This is a genomic window from Arthrobacter sp. R4 (assembly GCF_051365025.1).
GTDB lineage: Bacteria > Actinomycetota > Actinomycetes > Actinomycetales > Micrococcaceae > Arthrobacter.
Genome location: NZ_JBLWIJ010000010.1, coordinates 180729 through 195988, shown reverse-complemented (window position 1 = coordinate 195988; position 15260 = coordinate 180729). Strand labels below are relative to the sequence as shown.

16 protein-coding genes are annotated in these 15260 nt (G+C 65.6%); 1 reads left to right on the top strand and 15 read right to left on the bottom strand.

Annotated features, from left to right (window positions below; translation table 11 throughout):
• Positions 1–43: 43 nt before the first annotated feature.
• The 14 genes from nusB to ACLKOZ_RS06685 all read right to left on the bottom strand — a co-directional run bounded on the left by nusB (position 44) and on the right by ACLKOZ_RS06685 (position 13630).
• Positions 44–454, bottom strand: a complete 411-nt coding sequence (nusB, locus tag ACLKOZ_RS06750; protein ID WP_436473779.1) for a transcription antitermination factor NusB — start codon at positions 452–454, stop codon at positions 44–46.
• On the bottom strand, positions 454–1017 hold the full coding sequence (efp, locus tag ACLKOZ_RS06745) for an elongation factor P (RefSeq protein ID WP_337348593.1): 564 nt from the start codon (positions 1015–1017) through the stop codon (positions 454–456). Before efp ends, nusB begins: the two co-directional genes overlap by 1 nt.
• A 164-nt stretch (positions 1018–1181) precedes the next feature.
• Positions 1182–1700 (bottom strand): tetratricopeptide repeat protein, encoded by a 519-nt coding sequence (locus ACLKOZ_RS06740; protein ID WP_436473777.1) that lies wholly within the window; start codon positions 1698–1700, stop codon positions 1182–1184.
• A complete protein-coding gene (gene aroB, locus ACLKOZ_RS06735; protein WP_337348595.1) occupies positions 1700–2791 on the bottom strand; it encodes a 3-dehydroquinate synthase in 1092 nt (363 codons plus the stop codon). The genes ACLKOZ_RS06740 and aroB overlap by 1 nt, the downstream gene beginning before the upstream one ends.
• Positions 2788–3297 (bottom strand): shikimate kinase, encoded by a 510-nt coding sequence (locus ACLKOZ_RS06730; RefSeq protein ID WP_436473775.1) that lies wholly within the window; start codon positions 3295–3297, stop codon positions 2788–2790. The genes aroB and ACLKOZ_RS06730 overlap by 4 nt, the downstream gene beginning before the upstream one ends.
• A 59-nt stretch (positions 3298–3356) precedes the next feature.
• Positions 3357–4556 carry a chorismate synthase gene (gene aroC, locus ACLKOZ_RS06725; protein WP_436473773.1) on the bottom strand — a complete coding sequence of 400 codons (1200 nt, stop codon included), beginning with the start codon at positions 4554–4556 and terminating at the stop codon, positions 3357–3359.
• A gap of 26 nt (positions 4557–4582) precedes the next feature.
• Entirely contained in the window at positions 4583–5443 is an 861-nt protein-coding gene (locus ACLKOZ_RS06720; protein WP_436473771.1) for a shikimate dehydrogenase, read from the bottom strand.
• The gene (gene mltG, locus ACLKOZ_RS06715; RefSeq protein WP_436473769.1) at positions 5440–7200 is read right to left on the bottom strand and encodes an endolytic transglycosylase MltG; all 1761 of its coding nucleotides are present in this window, start codon (positions 7198–7200) and stop codon (positions 5440–5442) included. The genes ACLKOZ_RS06720 and mltG overlap by 4 nt, the downstream gene beginning before the upstream one ends.
• Positions 7197–7796 carry a Holliday junction resolvase RuvX gene (ruvX, locus tag ACLKOZ_RS06710; protein WP_436473767.1) on the bottom strand — a complete coding sequence of 200 codons (600 nt, stop codon included), beginning with the start codon at positions 7794–7796 and terminating at the stop codon, positions 7197–7199. The genes mltG and ruvX overlap by 4 nt, the downstream gene beginning before the upstream one ends.
• Before the next feature lie 7 nt (positions 7797–7803).
• Positions 7804–10482, bottom strand: coding sequence for an alanine--tRNA ligase (gene alaS / locus ACLKOZ_RS06705; RefSeq protein ID WP_337348600.1), 2679 nt, complete (start codon positions 10480–10482; stop codon positions 7804–7806).
• 113 nt (positions 10483–10595) lie between these two features.
• Complete coding sequence (locus tag ACLKOZ_RS06700) at positions 10596–10826, bottom strand: hypothetical protein (protein ID WP_207307738.1); 231 nt, start codon at positions 10824–10826, stop codon at positions 10596–10598.
• 16 nt (positions 10827–10842) lie between these two features.
• Positions 10843–11217, bottom strand: coding sequence for a DUF948 domain-containing protein (locus ACLKOZ_RS06695; RefSeq protein ID WP_066291665.1), 375 nt, complete (start codon positions 11215–11217; stop codon positions 10843–10845).
• A gap of 145 nt (positions 11218–11362) precedes the next feature.
• Complete coding sequence (gene rpsD, locus ACLKOZ_RS06690; protein ID WP_066291666.1) at positions 11363–11989, bottom strand: 30S ribosomal protein S4; 627 nt, start codon at positions 11987–11989, stop codon at positions 11363–11365.
• 228 nt (positions 11990–12217) lie between these two features.
• Entirely contained in the window at positions 12218–13630 is a 1413-nt protein-coding gene (locus ACLKOZ_RS06685) for a replication-associated recombination protein A (RefSeq protein WP_436473764.1), read from the bottom strand.
• 79 nt (positions 13631–13709) lie between these two features.
• Between ACLKOZ_RS06685 and ACLKOZ_RS06680 the strand changes: the two genes are divergently transcribed.
• Positions 13710–14381, top strand: a complete 672-nt coding sequence (locus ACLKOZ_RS06680) for an acVLRF1 family peptidyl-tRNA hydrolase (RefSeq protein WP_436473762.1) — start codon at positions 13710–13712, stop codon at positions 14379–14381.
• 20 nt (positions 14382–14401) lie between these two features.
• Here the strand turns inward: ACLKOZ_RS06680 and ACLKOZ_RS06675 are convergent, their stop codons facing one another.
• Positions 14402–15202 (bottom strand): GNAT family N-acetyltransferase, encoded by an 801-nt coding sequence (locus ACLKOZ_RS06675; RefSeq protein WP_436473760.1) that lies wholly within the window; start codon positions 15200–15202, stop codon positions 14402–14404.
• Between the last annotated feature and the right edge of the window lie 58 nt (positions 15203–15260).

Sequence of the window (15260 nt, the reverse complement as noted above, 5' to 3'; positions counted from 1 at the left end):
CGCCAGATGGCGGACGCCGGCCCCTTGGGGATGGACGTGCGGACTAAGCCAGCAGCGAAGGCTTCAGCTGCTGCAGGCGTCCAAGGAGTCCGTTAATGAACGACGGCGACTCGTCGGTTGACAGCGTCTTGGCCAGCGCCACGGCCTCACTGACAGCCACGCCGTCGGGGACGTCGTCGTTGTACAGCAGTTCCCAGGTGCCGATGCGCAAGATGATGCGGTCCACCGAGGGCATGCGCTCCAGGGTCCAACCCTGCGAGTAGGTCTCCAGGAACTCGTCGATGGCGGTCTGCTGTGAGACCACGCCTTCAACGATTTCCAGGGTGTACGGGTTGACGATCTGGTCCGTCTTTTCCCGCCGGGCCCGGAGGACATCAAAAGCGGAGACCGAGCGTTGCTCAGCTTCGAAAAGAACGTCCAGCGCCCTGCTACGGGCTTTACCGCGTGCGCTCACTACTCGCTGACCCGGCCGAGGTAGCTGCCGTCGCGGGTGTCGACTTTGACCTTCGTGTTGTTCTCGACGAAGAGCGGAACCTGGATCTCGTAGCCGGTTTCGAGCGTGGCGGGCTTGGTGCCCGCGGAGGAGCGGTCGCCCTGCAGGCCCGGCTCGGTGTAGGTGATTTCAAGGACAACGCTGGGGGGAAGTTCAATGTAGAGCGGAGTGCCCTCGTGAATGGCGATGTTGACCATCTGGTTTTCCAGCATGAAGTTGGTGGCGTCGCCTACCGTTGCACCCGAAACGGTGATTTGGTCGAAGTCGGAGGTGTCCATGAACACGAAGTCCGCGCCGTCCTGGTACAGGTACTGGTAATCGCGGCGGTCAACCGTGGCGGTCTCGATCTTGAGGCCGGCGTTGAAGGTCTTGTCCACAACCTTGCCGGACATCACGTTGCGCATCTTGGTCCGAACGAACGCACCACCCTTGCCAGGCTTGACGTGCTGGAATTCGATGATGTTCCAGAGCTGGCCCTCGAGCTTGAGGACCGTTCCGTTCTTGATGTCGTTAGTGGTTGCCACTGATTTCCTCTGGTTTCTATCTGCCTGGGCGGTCAGACGTATCTATGCCGGCCAGCATGCCAATCGGCCCGCCAGCGCGTGTTTGTCAAAAATCCAAGAACCATTCTACCGGTAAATCCGGCGCGGCTTCGGTCCGGGACGTCCGGGCCGCTGGAGGGCTGCCCTCAGCAGGCCAGTTCGAGGACGTCGCGGGCCCGCTGGAGTGCCACGGTGGACGAGTAGATCAGGGCGGCGTCGGCCGACTGGGCAACCCGCAGGTCCAGTGCCCGGGCGAATGACTCAACAGCGGCGGAGGTCTGGCCTGCCGTGTACTGCGTTTTGCCGAGGAACTGCAGGACCAAAGCCTCGCGTGGCGTTCCCTGGACCTCGGCGAGCAGTTGCCGGAACAGCTCCACGGCCCGGTCCAGGCGGTTGGAGACCCGCAGGACCTCGGCTTCGAAAGCCCTCAACCTGAACGATTCGGGATCCCTGAAACGGGCTTCAGCCAGCAGTTCGGCCGCTTCCGGGCCATGGCCTTCCACCAGCAGCACAAAAATGTGGTCGGCCGGGTCGGTGGACACTGCCAAGGCATCCCGGCAGGCGTCCTCGTTCACGATCTCCGGCAGCAGCGATTCCGGGTTGATGCGAATCCCGGGGAAACCCGCCTCCGGCCAGTCGCTGGTGCCTTCAAGGTCGCCCTGCATCAGGAAGCAATTTCCTGGTAGGCGGCGAACAGCAGAGAGGTGTCCGGGACATCGAGGATGCCAGGCTTGGCCACGCCGTCAAGGACAACGAAGCGCAGGAGGTCTCCGCGTGACTTCTTGTCCCTGCGCATGCCATCCAGGAGGCCCTGCCACCGGTCCCGGCGGTAGGTCACGGGCAGGCCGAGTGTCTCGAGGATGCTGCGGTGGCGGTCGGCGTCGGCGTCGCTGAGGCGACCTACGCTGCGGGCAAGCTCAGCGGCGAACATCATGCCGACCGACACTGCCGCGCCGTGGCGCCACGAGTAGCGCTCCACGAGTTCGATGGCGTGGCCCAGGGTGTGGCCGTAGTTGAGGATTTCGCGCAGCCCGGATTCCTTAAGGTCCTCCGAAACAACCTTTGCCTTGACAGCGATGGCCCGCTCAATAAGTTCCCGCAGTACGGCGGATTGCGGATCCACCACCGCTTCAGGATCTTTCTCCACGAGGTCCAGGATGGCCGGATCCGCGATGAAACCGCATTTGACCACCTCCGCCATGCCGGAAACCAGCTCGTTTCGCGGCAATGTGTTCAGGGTGTCCAGATCCACCAGCACCCCTGCGGGCGGGTGGAAGGCGCCCACCAGGTTTTTGCCCTCTGCCGTGTTGATGCCGGTTTTACCCCCTACGGAGGCGTCCACCATTCCGAGCAGGCTGGTGGGCATGTGGATGACTTTGACGCCCCTGAGCCATGTGGCGGCCACAAAGCCGGCGAGGTCAGTCACGGCGCCTCCGCCCACGGCGACGATGGCATCGGAGCGGGTGAAGTCGTTCTGGCCCAGCACCTGCCAGCAGAAAGCCGCCACCTGGATGTGCTTGCCTTCCTCGGCATCCGGGATCTCTGCGGTCAGCGAGGTGAAGCCGGCGGCGGCGAGTTCGTCCCGCACGGTGTCGCCCGTGAGCCGCAGCGCCCGGGGGTGGATGACCAACACACGCCGGACCCGCTCACCCAGGAGTTCCGGAAGGCTGCCGAGCAGGCCCCGGCCGACCACGACGTCGTAGTTCTGGGCAGCCGATTCTCCGGTGACCTTGATAACTGTTGATTCGACGCTCACTTTTCAACTTCCTGTTTGGCAGCTGCGAATTCCCGCAGCGCAACTTCGAGCCGGCGCCCGATTTCGGCGATGGAGCCCTTACGGACGTCCAGGACCACGTCTGCCAGCCGTTCGTACACCGGCTTCCTGGCGGCGAACATCGAGATCCACTTTCCCATGGCATCGCCGGCGAGCAGGGGACGGCCGGAATTGCGGGCAATGCGGCTGGCCACGGTCTCCGCGTCACATTCCAGGTAGACCACGGTGCAGCTTTCCAGCAGCTGCTGGGTTCCGGAATCCAGGACGGCGCCGCCCCCCAGCGAGATCACTGTTGCGGTGCCGGAGGCCTGTTCCACGACGCTGGCCACGGTCCGGGCCTCGATTTCCCGAAAGGCGCGCTCGCCCCGTCCGGCAAAGATGTCAGCGATGGACCCATGGTTGCCCACGATCACGACGTCGGTGTCCACAAACGGCGCCCCCAGCTGCTGGGCCAGTTGGTAGCCGATGGCGGACTTTCCGACAGCCATGGGGCCAATCAGGACAATGGGCCTGGCGTCCGCCGCATGTGGTTTGCTGCGGTGGGGCACTAGTGGCCGATCGAGTCCAGGGACGCCGGAATGTTGTCCAGGTAACCCTTGATGTTGCGCTTCGTTTCGGCCACGGAATCGCCGCCAAACTTTTCGGTGACGGCCTCGGCAAGGACCAGTGCCACCATGGCTTCGGCCACAACGCCAGCGGCGGGCACGGCACAGACGTCCGAGCGCTGGTGGTGTGCCTTGGCAGCCTCGCCGGTGCTGACGTCGATGGTCTTCAGTGCACGGGGAACCGTGGCGATGGGTTTCATCGCCGCACGGACGCGCAGCACGTCGCCGATGCTCATGCCGCCTTCGATGCCGCCAGCACGGTTGGATGTGCGGATGATCCTGCCGTCTGCGTCCTTGACGATCTCGTCATGGGCAGCGGAGCCTCGGCGTGCTGCCGTGAGGAAACCGTCGCCGACTTCCACGCCTTTGATGGCTTGGATACCCATGAGGGCAGCGGCCAGCCGGGAGTCGAGCCGACGGTCCCAGTGGACGTAGCTGCCGAGCCCCGGCGGCAGGCCGTAGGCGAGTACCTCAACCACGCCGCCGAGGGTTTCGCCTTCCTTGTGCGCCGCATCGACTTCGGCAACCATGGCGTCGGAAGTCTCGCGGTCGAAGCAGCGCAGCGGATCAGCGTCCAGGGCGATGACGTTGGCGGGTACGGGCAGCGGCCGGCCTTCGGGCACGGTCACACTGGCGATGGAAACGGTGTGGCTGACGAGCTCGATGCCGAGGTGCTTGAGGAACTGGGCAGCGACCGTGCCCATGGCAACGCGCGTGGCCGTTTCGCGGGCGCTGGCACGTTCAAGCACGGGCCGCGCCTCGTCGAATCCGTACTTCTGCATGCCGGTGAAGTCAGCATGTCCGGGACGCGGGCGGGTGAGCGGGGCGTTGCGTGCCTGATCGGCGAGTACATCCGGGTCTACGGGATCAGCGGACATGATCTGCTCCCATTTGGGCCATTCCGTGTTCCCCACCTGGATGGCGACCGGTCCGCCCTGGGTCAGTCCGTGCCGGACGCCGCCGAGGATGGTTACAACGTCCTGTTCAAACTTCATGCGTGCGCCACGGCCATAGCCGAGGCGGCGGCGAGCCAATGAATCAGCGATCTGCCCGCTGGTGAGTTCCACACCGGCGGGGACGCCTTCAATAATTCCCATCAGAGCCGGACCATGGGATTCACCGGCTGTCAACCAACGCAACATAATTTCCATCCTGCCATGTATGGCGCTCAGAACGCCCGTCGGGGGAGTCCGACTGCGTCACACATCACATCTATGACAGCTGCGTTAACTTCGTCCCCGAGCCGGGAAAAAAGCCGCACCTGTTCCACTGCCTGGTAGAGCAGCATCTCGAGCCCGGGGACTACCGAACCGCCGCCGGCCTGCCACGCCGAGGCAATCAGGCTTGGCCAGGGATCGTAGGCCACGTCCAGCAGGACGCCGGTGGTCCGTGCACCGCTGGCGGCCAGTTCGCCGGCAAGTCCATCCGCCGCGCGGGGCGGCAATGTTGAAATAACGACGTCGGCAGCAGCCGCAGGTCCCGCGGCATCGGACAGGAGCCGCACGGCGAGGTCAATGCCGACGCCGGCTGCCGCAGCACGTGCCTCCTGCACCCTGGAGGCGTCACGGACGAACAGCTGCACCGAGCCGGCGCCCAGTTGCTTCAGGGCTGCCACGGCGGCGGCCGCGGTGCCGCCTCCGCCGAGGATCACTGCGGAAGGCGCAGGCTGGGCACCCGCATTCCGGACGGCGTTAACAATTCCGGCGACGTCCGTGTTGTAGGCGACACGGCGGACACTGCCACCTGACTCTTCGAACGCAACGGTGTTGACCACCCCCAGGATTCGCCCGATGCCGCGGACTTCGTCAACTTCCTGCAGCATTGCCGTCTTCAACGGCATGGTCACGGAAAGTCCGCGCCACCCCTCCTGCGACCTGATCTCCTGCATGAAGCCAGGCAGCGTGCGCTCTGTGAGGTCCACGGCCGTGTAGCTGATGTCGATGCCCAGCTTTGCGTATGCCGCGGTGTGCAGGGCCGGTGACTTCGAGTGGCTGATCGGGTGACCCAGGACGGCAGCCCGCAGGCTCATGCGCAGCGGCCTACGTGGGCTTCACACCAGGTGTTGTACTGGTCCACGTACACGTTGTGCTCCGCCAGGGTCCTGGAGAACTTGGTCTCCTTGGTGTCCAGGTTGATGGTCACCCAGTACAGGTAGTCATTGGCCTTGGGCTTCGCAGCCGCATCAATGGCCGTTTTGCCGGGTGAGCCGATGGGTCCCGGCGGCAGGCCGGGGTTGGCGTAGGTGTTGTACGGGTTGGACTTGTCCTGGCGCTCTTCATCCGTGAAGTTGAAGCTCTTTGTGCCCAAGCCGTAGGTCACGGCCGAGTCGACCTGGAGATACCCGTTGGTCTGGTCGTTGGGCTTGAGCCGGTTGTAGATGGCACCTGCGACGTCCCCGTACTCAGCCTGGCCGCCCTCCGCCTGAACGATGCTGGCGACGATCACGGCCTCGTATTGCTTGGCGGGATCTGTAATGCCCTGCGCCACGAGTTCGTCCACCGTGGTCTTTACCAGGGACTGCAGGATGTCCTTGACCGGCGTCCCCAGCGGGAAGCGGTACTCACCGGGAGCGAGGAAGCCCTCAAGGTTCTTGGCGTTGGCCGGCAGGCCGAATTCCGCCGGTTTGTTGCTCAGGGCGGTCAACTGATCCAAGGGGACGCCGGATCCCTCAGAGATGGCCTGCAGTGACTCGCCGATCCTCAGTCCGGCGCTCAAGGCAAAGTAGATGACCTTGCTCTTGTCCTGGCCCAACAGGACATTGACGGCGTCTGCGTTTTTCATCTCCATTTTGAAGGTGTAGTCGCCCGGAGAAAGGGTTCCGCCCGAGGCCATGAAAGCCTGAAGGAAGGTGTCCGCGTTGGCCACCACCTTTTCGCTTTCCAGCTTGCTGGCCATGGACCGGGTACCTTCTCCGGGTTCCACGGACACCACAACTTCGCCAGTGCCGGGACCGGGGAAATCGCTGGGTTTGTCGGTTCCGAGCAGCGGCTTGAGGAACTGGGCCCCTACAACCACCGCGGTCACAAACACAGCCAGCGTCAGGAACAGCGCGAGGAGGCGGCGCCGGCGCCGCACTTTCTTGGAAGGACGGGGCACTACTGCAACTGCCGAAGCGCCGCCGAGCAGGCCGGCGTCGTGATGGTCATCCGGATGGTAATGCCCGTCGTGGTGAGCCTCGTCGTGGTGAGCGTTCTCATAATGCGCGTCCTCATAGTGCGCGTCCTCATAGTGCACAGCCTCATGATGGCCGTCGTCGTAGTGGTCGGTGTGGTCAGCGCCGACGTAGCTGTGGTCTGCGTGGTGCTGGCCATCCACGTGGTGGGCGGCACCAACGTAGTGCTCTTGGGCGACGTGAAGCCCATGATGGGCGTCCGCGGACGGGATCTCTTCGTGCAGTTCCCCTGCCGGCGCCGGCTCCCCCTGCTGGATAGCCGGCGGGGTGTCGGGCGCGGCCGGAACGAGGGGTGTGCCCTCGGGTTCGGCTGGAATGACTGGCGCCGCTTTTGTCTCGGGCGCTGCAGCAGGCACGGAACTGGAGGCCGGCGGGACGTCCGGCACGGCCGGGACCGCTGGAGGGGCTGCAGGTTCGGGCGGGACCGGGGCGGCGTTGTGGCCGTTGCCCCCGTCAAGGTAGTCGAACCCGGTTTCGTAGGCCTGCTCCGGAACAACATTGTTGCTTTCCGTGTGCAGGGACTTCTCCAGCGCGCGGAGTTCCTTGCGGGTCAGCTGCCTGGCCGCACCGTCGCTGGTGGTGCCGGGGGTGTCATCAATGTTGGCCGGGCTCACAGTAGCCTTCCGTTTTCTGAAGATCGAGTGTTGTCCTCCGGGACCGCAGGCGCAGGCGTACTCGCTGCCCCGTCCCCGGATAGCCCCGGACGGGCTGCCGCATTCACGCGGCTGCCGACGTCCGTCCCCCTGGCTTTTTGCATGTCGATGGCGTGCTGGAGAATTCCGGCCGCCGCAACCTGATCCACCACTTTACGGTGGTTGCGGCTGCTCATGCCAGCTTCGTGCAGGTTGCGGTGGGCCGTCACGCTGCTCAGGCGTTCGTCCACGAGGCAAACGGGGACGTCCAGACCACGGCTTTCCAGCTCACCGGCCAGCAGCTCCGCGTAGTCCGTCGCCATCCGCGCGGAGGCGTGCTCCTCCCCCTTCATGGTGCGGGGAAGCCCCACAATGACCTGGACAGCCCCGAGTTCCTCAACGAGCGCCGCAATGACGCGGACATCCGAGTTCTTCTTCGGGTTCCGGTCCAACGTCTTGTAGGGCGTTGCCAGGATGCCGTCGCGGTCACAGAGGGCCACGCCGACGCGGACGGTGCCCACGTCCACCCCCAGTTTGATGCCCTGGGGGTAGGCGCGGGATTCTGCAGGACTGGTCATGGAGTGCTTATCGCCGGGAAATCGCGTCCACAACGGCCGCAAGTGCCGGTGCAACCTGGCTTGCGTCCGTGCCGCCGCCCTGGGCGACATCGTCTTTGCCGCCGCCGCCGCCACCCAGGATCCCGGCAGCAAGACGCACCAGGGCGCCGGCCTTGACCCCTGCCTCGCGGGCAGCTTCATTGGTGGCCACCAGGATCATGGGCCGGCCGTTGGTGACACCGGCAACAGCCACCGTGGACGCGGCGGAGCCAAGGCGGTTCCGCAGGTCCAGGGCCAGGCCGCGGAGGTCGTCCGCGCCGCTGACCTCGCCGGCGTCGTGGGCGATGACGCTGACTCCGGCGGCATCCTTCGCGGTTCCGGCAATCTGGCCGGCGGCGGCGGCGAGCTGTTCCTTGCGGAGCCGTTCCAGTTCCTTTTCGGCATTCTTGAGCTTCGCCAGGGTCACCGCGATCCGGTCTGCCAGCTGGCCGGACGGGACTTTCAGCATCTCGGTCAATTCCGTCACCAGCGCGCGCTCGGCGGCCAAGTGACGGAAGGCGTCCATGCCCACAAAAGCTTCGACGCGGCGGTTTCCCGAACCGACTGACTGCTCGCCCAGCAACGACAGGCTGCCGATCAGGGACGTGTTGGAGACGTGCGTGCCGCCGCAGAGTTCACGGGACCACGCGCCGTCGATCTCCACCACGCGGACTTCGCTGCCGTAATTCTCGCCAAACAGTGCCATGGCGCCCAGCGCTTTGGCCTCTGCGAGCCCCATGACCTTGGTCTCTACCCGGAAGTTGTTGCGGATGGCCAGGTTTGAGACTTCCTCGATTTCCGAGCGCGTGGCGGTGCTGAGGCCCTCTCCCCAGGCGAAGTCAAAGCGCAGGTAGCCGGCCTTGTTGTAGGAACCGCGCTGGGTGGCTTCCGGGCCCAGGATCTGGTGCAGTGCAGCGTGGACGATGTGGGTGCCGGTGTGGGCCTGTTCCGCGGCGTGGCGCCGTTCCCGGTCGACGGCGGCGCGCACCAGGGCGTCGGAGGGGATCTCGCCTTCGCGGACGATCGCCTTATGGACGCTGAGTCCCTTCAGCGGACGCTGGACATCCAGGACCTCGACGACGAACCCGTCACCGGTGATCAGACCCGTATCGGCGGCCTGTCCGCCAGCCTCGGCGTAGAACGGGGTCTCGGCGAGGACAAGCTCGATCTCGTCCCCGGTAGAGGCCTGGGCCACTGCCCGGCCGCCGCTGAGGATGCCGCGTACGCGGGACTCGCCGTCGAGGTCGGTGTAGCCGGTGAAGACGGTCTCACCCTGGGCCAGGAGTTCCTGGAAGGCGCTGAGGTCGGCGTGACCGCCTTTCTTGCCCTTGGCGTCGGCCTGGGCGCGCTGACGCTGTTCCAGCATCAGCCTGCGGAATTCAGGCTCATCAACCCGGAGCCCAGCCTCTTCGGCCATTTCCAAGGTGAGGTCGATGGGGAAGCCATAGGTGTCGTGGAGCGCGAAGGCATCGGCACCGGACAGCGGCTTGCCGGCGGCCTTCGAGACGGTCACGGCGTCCTCGAGCCGGGCGGTGCCGGATGCGATGGTGCGGAGGAAGGCTTTCTCCTCGGCGTAGGCGATCCTGCTGATCCGGGCGAAGTCCGTTTCCACCACGGGGTAGACGCCCTTCATGGCGTCGCGTGAGGCGGGCAGGAGGTCCGGCAGGCAGGCCTTTTCGACGCCGAGCAGGCGCATGGACCGGACGGCACGGCGGATGAGGCGGCGCAGCACGTAGCCGCGGCCTTCATTGGAAGGCGTCACGCCGTCGGCGATCAGCATCAGGGCTGAGCGGATGTGGTCACCCACAACGCGCATCCGGACGTCGTCGGTGTGGTGCGGATCGTCGTCGGACTCGGCGGAAGTGTATTCCCGCCCGGAAAGCTCTGCTGCCTTGTCGATGACCGGACGGACCTGGTCGGTCTCGTACATGTTCTCGACGCCCTGCAGGATCATGGCAAGGCGTTCCATGCCCAGGCCGGTGTCGATGTTCTTCTTGGGCAGTTCACCCACGATGTCGAAGTCGTCCTTCGAACGGACGTTGTCGATCTGGTACTGCATAAATACCAGGTTCCAGATTTCGACGTAGCGGTTCTCGTCGGCGATCGGTCCGCCATCGACGCCGTAGGCGGGGCCACGGTCGTAGTAGATCTCGGAGCAGGGGCCTGCGGGGCCGGGCTGCCCGGTGTGCCAGTAGTTGTCAGCCTTGCCCATGCGCTGGATGCGGTCAGCGGGGACGCCTGTGTTCTTGAGCCACAGGTCCTTGGCTTCGTCGTCCTCTTCGTAGACGGTCACCCACAGCAGTTCGGGCGGGAGGCCGTAGCCGCCGTCGGCCACGCTGGTAGTGAGCAGCTCCCAGGCGAACTTGATGGCGTCTTCCTTGAAGTAGTCGCCGAAGGAGAAGTTGCCGCACATCTGGAAGAAGGTGCCGTGGCGTGCGGTTTTTCCCACTTCCTCGATGTCACCGGTGCGGATGCACTTCTGCACGCTCGTGGCACGGGCGTAGGGTGCTTCCTCCCGGGCCGTCAGGTACGGGATGAACGGGACCATGCCGGCCACCGTGAACAGCAGTGAGGGGTCGCTGGAGACCAGGGAGGCCGAAGGCACGGCGGTGTGGCCTTTGCTGACGAAAAAGTCGATCCAGCGCTTGGTGATCTCCTGCGACTTCATGTGCTGTCTACATACCCTTCTTGGTTCACGCGTTCTGCTGCGTGACAGTTTTGATTCAGTGGGCAGCCCGGCATACGGGGCTGCTGATTAAATTCTCCGCCGGTTCCGGAGCGTCAGCGCCGGACCAGTTCCTGGGACTCGACGCCGAGCGCGGCTCGGAGGTCGGTCTCACGCTCGCGCATTCCGGCCCTTACGGCGTCCGCGAAATCGTAGACGCCGTCGGCCAGCCGGCCCACGGCGCGGTTCAGGCCAACCGGGCCCAGGTTGGCCTGGGCTTCGGTCACTTTGCGGAAGGCGATGACTCCGATAGCCACGCCGATTCCCATCCAGACAAGTCTTTTCATCAGTTTCTCCGGTGGCTTAGCGGCTGCGACGGCCGGCAGCGGGCTTCTTGCGGTTGGCAAAGGCGGAGCGCACACCGTAGCTGAATGCGGCCACCTTGATCAGCGGCGAACCGACGGTTGCCGCCATCAGGGACGACAGTGCGGAGAGGTTGGCGGAGGCGTCAGAAACGTTGGAGGCAATGCCATCCACCTTCTTCAGCTGCTGGTTGGTGGTGGACACCGTGGCCGTCACTTCGTCCATCAGCGGAGTGGCGCCGTCGCTGATAGCGCGGATGGATGTGCGCACTTCGTCAAAAACCCGCCCCAGCTTCAGGATGGGCACCGCGAGCAGCAGCACCAGGAGTGCGAACACTCCGGCAGCGATCAGGCCGGCAATATCGCCACCAGACATAGACGTTCATCTCCTCAAAAGCTGTGTGGATCTTCTCCATCTGCCCGCGCACTTGCCGTGCGATCCGCAGATGTCCCCCAAGTACCTTACATACAAAGAAGCCCGCGGCGCTTGCCACGGGCTTCTTTGGATACGCTGCTGGGATTTAGCGTGCGTAGAATTCGACGACGAGCTGCTCTTCGCAGGTCACGGGGACCTCGGAGCGCTTCGGGCGGCGGACCAGGCGTGCCTGCAGGGCGTCAAGCTTGACGTCCAGGTAGGCCGGAACCTGGGGCAGGACGTCGCGGTGTGCGCCGGCTGCGGCAACCTGGAGCGGAACCATGGTTTCGCTGCGGCTGTGGACGTGGACCAGCTGGCCTTCGCCAACGCGGAACGACGGACGGTCAACGCGGACGCCGTCAACCATGATGTGGCGGTGCACAACGAGCTGGCGGGCCTGGGCGATGGTGCGGGCGAAGCCTGCACGCAGCACGAGGGCGTCGAGACGCATTTCGAGCAGTTCGATCAGGTTTTCACCGGTCAGGCCCTTGGTGCGGCGGGCTTCTTCGAAGGCGCGGGTCATCTGGGCTTCGCGGATGCCGTACTGGGCGCGCAGGCGCTGCTTTTCGCGCAGACGTACGGCGTAGTCGGAGTCCTGCTTCTTGCGGGCACGGCCATGCTCACCGGGGCCGTAAGGGCGGCGCTCCATGTACTTGGCGGCCTTGGGGGTCAGAGCGATGCCGAGTGCACGCGAAAGGCGTGCGGTACGGCGAGCACGAGTGTTGTTAGCCACTTGTGTCCTTCCAATATATGCGGTGTGTCAGTGTTACTGGCCTCCACGATGGAGAGCATCGGCCAACCGCTGCCTTTTGCTACTGGGCACAGGGCTACCCCAACAAATCAGCATAAACACTGAAATTAGCGGGGATGTGCGTCCGTGCCTTGCCAGACAACGATCAATCTTACCAGCATTCGCTATCTTTCCCTTACTTTCCCCACCTGTCCCGATCAAACGCTGCAGTCAGCTGCCCCGGATGATCTTGCGCAGCCGCTCGAGCCTGATCGCGATGTCACGTTCAGCGCCGTTGGCCGTGGGCAGATAGTAATCCCGCCCCACGAGGTCGTCCGGCGGGTACTGCTGGGTTGCTACCGAGTGCGGGGCGTCGTGGGCGTACTTGTACCCCAGTCCGTGGCCCAGTTGTTTCGAGCCCGGATAGTGGGCGTCGCGCAGGTGCGCCGGAATCCCGTTCCCCAGCCCGGCACGCACATCGGCCACCGCCTTGTTCAGGCCCATGTAGGCCGCGTTGGACTTCGGAGCCGTCGCCAGGTGAACCACGGCTTCGGCCAGCACGATCCTGCCTTCCGGCATGCCGATCAGCTGCACCGCCTGGGCCGCAGCCACGGCGGTTTGCAAGGCGGTGGGATCCGCCATGCCGACGTCTTCGGCAGCCGATATCACGATCCGCCGGGCCACGAACCGGGGGTCCTCCCCCGCTTCCAGCATCCGCGCCAGGTAGTGCAGGGCTGCGTCCACGTCGGAACCCCGCACGGACTTGATAAAGGCACTGGCGACGTCGTAGTGCTGGTCGCCGGCGCGGTCGTAGCGCACCGCTGCCACGTCCAGTGCCCGTTCTGTGTGCTTCAGCTCAACGGTCACGGGACCGTCGCCGGTGTCGTCGGCATCGCCAAACGCCACGCCTGCGGCGGCCTCAAGGGCGGTCAGGGCGCGCCGGGCATCGCCGCCGGAGAGCCGGACCAGGTGGGCCAGTGCCTCATCGCTGAGTTCGACCTTCGCGTTCAGTCCGCGGGCGTCGGTGACCGCGCGCTGGATCAGTCCTTCGACGTCGTCGTCGGTGAGCGGTTTCAGGGTCAGCAGCAAAGACCTGGACAGGAGCGGTGAAACAACTGAGAAGGAGGGATTTTCCGTGGTGGCCGCCACCAGGACCACCCAGCGGTTTTCCACGCCGGGAAGCAGCGCATCCTGTTGCGCCTTGTTGAACCGGTGGATCTCATCCAGGAACAGCACGGTGGTGGTTTTGTACAGGTCGCGGGCCGTCAGGGCCTCATCCATCACGCGCCTGACGTCCCTGACCCCCGCCGTGATGGCGGACAGCTCCACGAACTTCCGCCCGCGCCCCTTGGCGATCACGTGGGCAAGCGTGGTTTTTCCCGTCCCCGGAGGTCCCCAGAGAATGACCGACGCCGGCCCGGCAGGCCCGCCCGCGTCTGCGCCGGCGGCCAACTGGCGCAGTGGCGAGCCCTGTCCCAGCAGGTGCTGCTGGCCCACCACGTCGTCCAGGGTCCGCGGGCGCATCCTGACTGCCAGCGGGCTGCGGGGCCGGCCGCTGTTGTCCGTGCCGGTGCCGGCGGCGGCTGGCGCACCATTGTCGCCGTCGTCGTCGTTGCCTGGCCCTTGGGCGAAGAGATCATCCACATAGATAGGCTACTCATAGTTCAACGCACCGTTCCGCCAGTTCTTCGTCCGCCCAAATTCGCCAGCCCAAAGGGGTCCCATGAGTGCACACGCCGACAGCGCCGGCCGGGCCGGTTCGGTCCGGACGGCCTTTGTGCCCGGCGCCCGCCTCTCCGGTTGGCTGGAGCGCTTCAGCGCCGCCCACGGCGGCTTCCGGCCCAGTGATGACGACGACGGCGTGCGGCTTCTTGCGGCGGACGGCACCACGGCGCTGCTGCAGCCGCCCTGGCCCGCGGACGGCCGGCCGGGGCGGGGCGCCGATGCGTTGGAGCGGCTGGCCTCCATCGCCTCCCAGCCGCGTCGACTGGGTCTTCTCCTGGTCCGGCGGGGAGGCTACGGCATCGCTGTGGCAAGCGAAGGAGTCATTGTGGCGTCCAAAGCGGGCACAAGGTACGTGCAGTCCCGGACGGCGGCGGGCGGCCAGTCGCAGCAGAGGTTTGCACGGCGCCGTTCCAACCAGGCGGATGAACTGGTCCAGGCTGTTGCGGGGCAGGCCCGGCAGGTGTTCAGCGGGCAATCGTTCGAATACGTCGTTCCCGGGGGTGACCGCACCCTGGTTGACCTGGTGCTGGCAGAGCCGGTCCTGCAGGACTACAACAAGCTGCCCCGGCTGGCCTACCTCGACGTGCCCGACCCCCGTACCGCCGTCCTGAAAAAGGCGGCGGCGGATGCCTGTGCAGTCCGGATCCAGGTCACCGACCCGGCGTCGTAGCACCCACCTCCCCTTCGAATTCAGCAGCCTGTCAGGTGCCGTTTGGGCCGTTCCTGCCGGTAGTTGTAGCGGCCGGCCTCCCGGAACCCGGCCTTCGCGTAAAGTTCCTGCGCCCCGCGGTTCGCGGCGGTGACCAGCAGCCAGTAGCCGTTCAGCCCTTGTGACGCTCCGTATCCGGCCAAGGCTTGGAGAACCCGGGTGCCATAGCCGCGGCGCCGCACATCGGACCGGGTGGCCATGCAGTACAGGCCGCCCCAGTCGCCCGGCCCGCCTTCTGGGCCCGGAGGAACGGCAAGCCGTCCGACGGCGGCGGGGACCCCGGCGTCGTCCCTCACCAGTGCGTAGAGCGCCGGGCAGCCCTCAAGAATGGCACGGGCGGTGGCAAGGGCCTCGTCGCCGCCCCTGCCGTCAACACTCCACCAGAGCCGCAGCCATTCCGCGGAAGGCTCCGCCGTTATTTCGACGCCGGCATTGGGCCCTGGCTCGTTCCCGCCGGCATCCCGCACCATGATCACGGTTTCAGACTGCCGTGTGAAGCCTTCCGCATCGAGGAAGGCATTCAGTGCCTCGTTGCGCGTGGTATGGACGATTTGGAAGATTACCGGCAGCCGCCGGCCACGGTACCAAGCCCGGGCCTGCCGGAGCAGGGCAGGGTTGTCGTGCGGGCTTCCGTCCGGCGCGCGGCGGGGCCAAATTGAGTTGGCGCGCTGGGTCACGCCAGCTGCGGCGCGCAGAACCCACCCGCCAGCGTCTCCCCGGTCGGGCGCCAGCCAGGCTGCGTCCATGACACGTTCAAGGTCCGGCAGGGCAGTATCGGCCACGGTACTCCTTCGTCAACGGCAGGAGGCTCCCCGGTTGTCCGGAGAGCCTCCTGTTCAT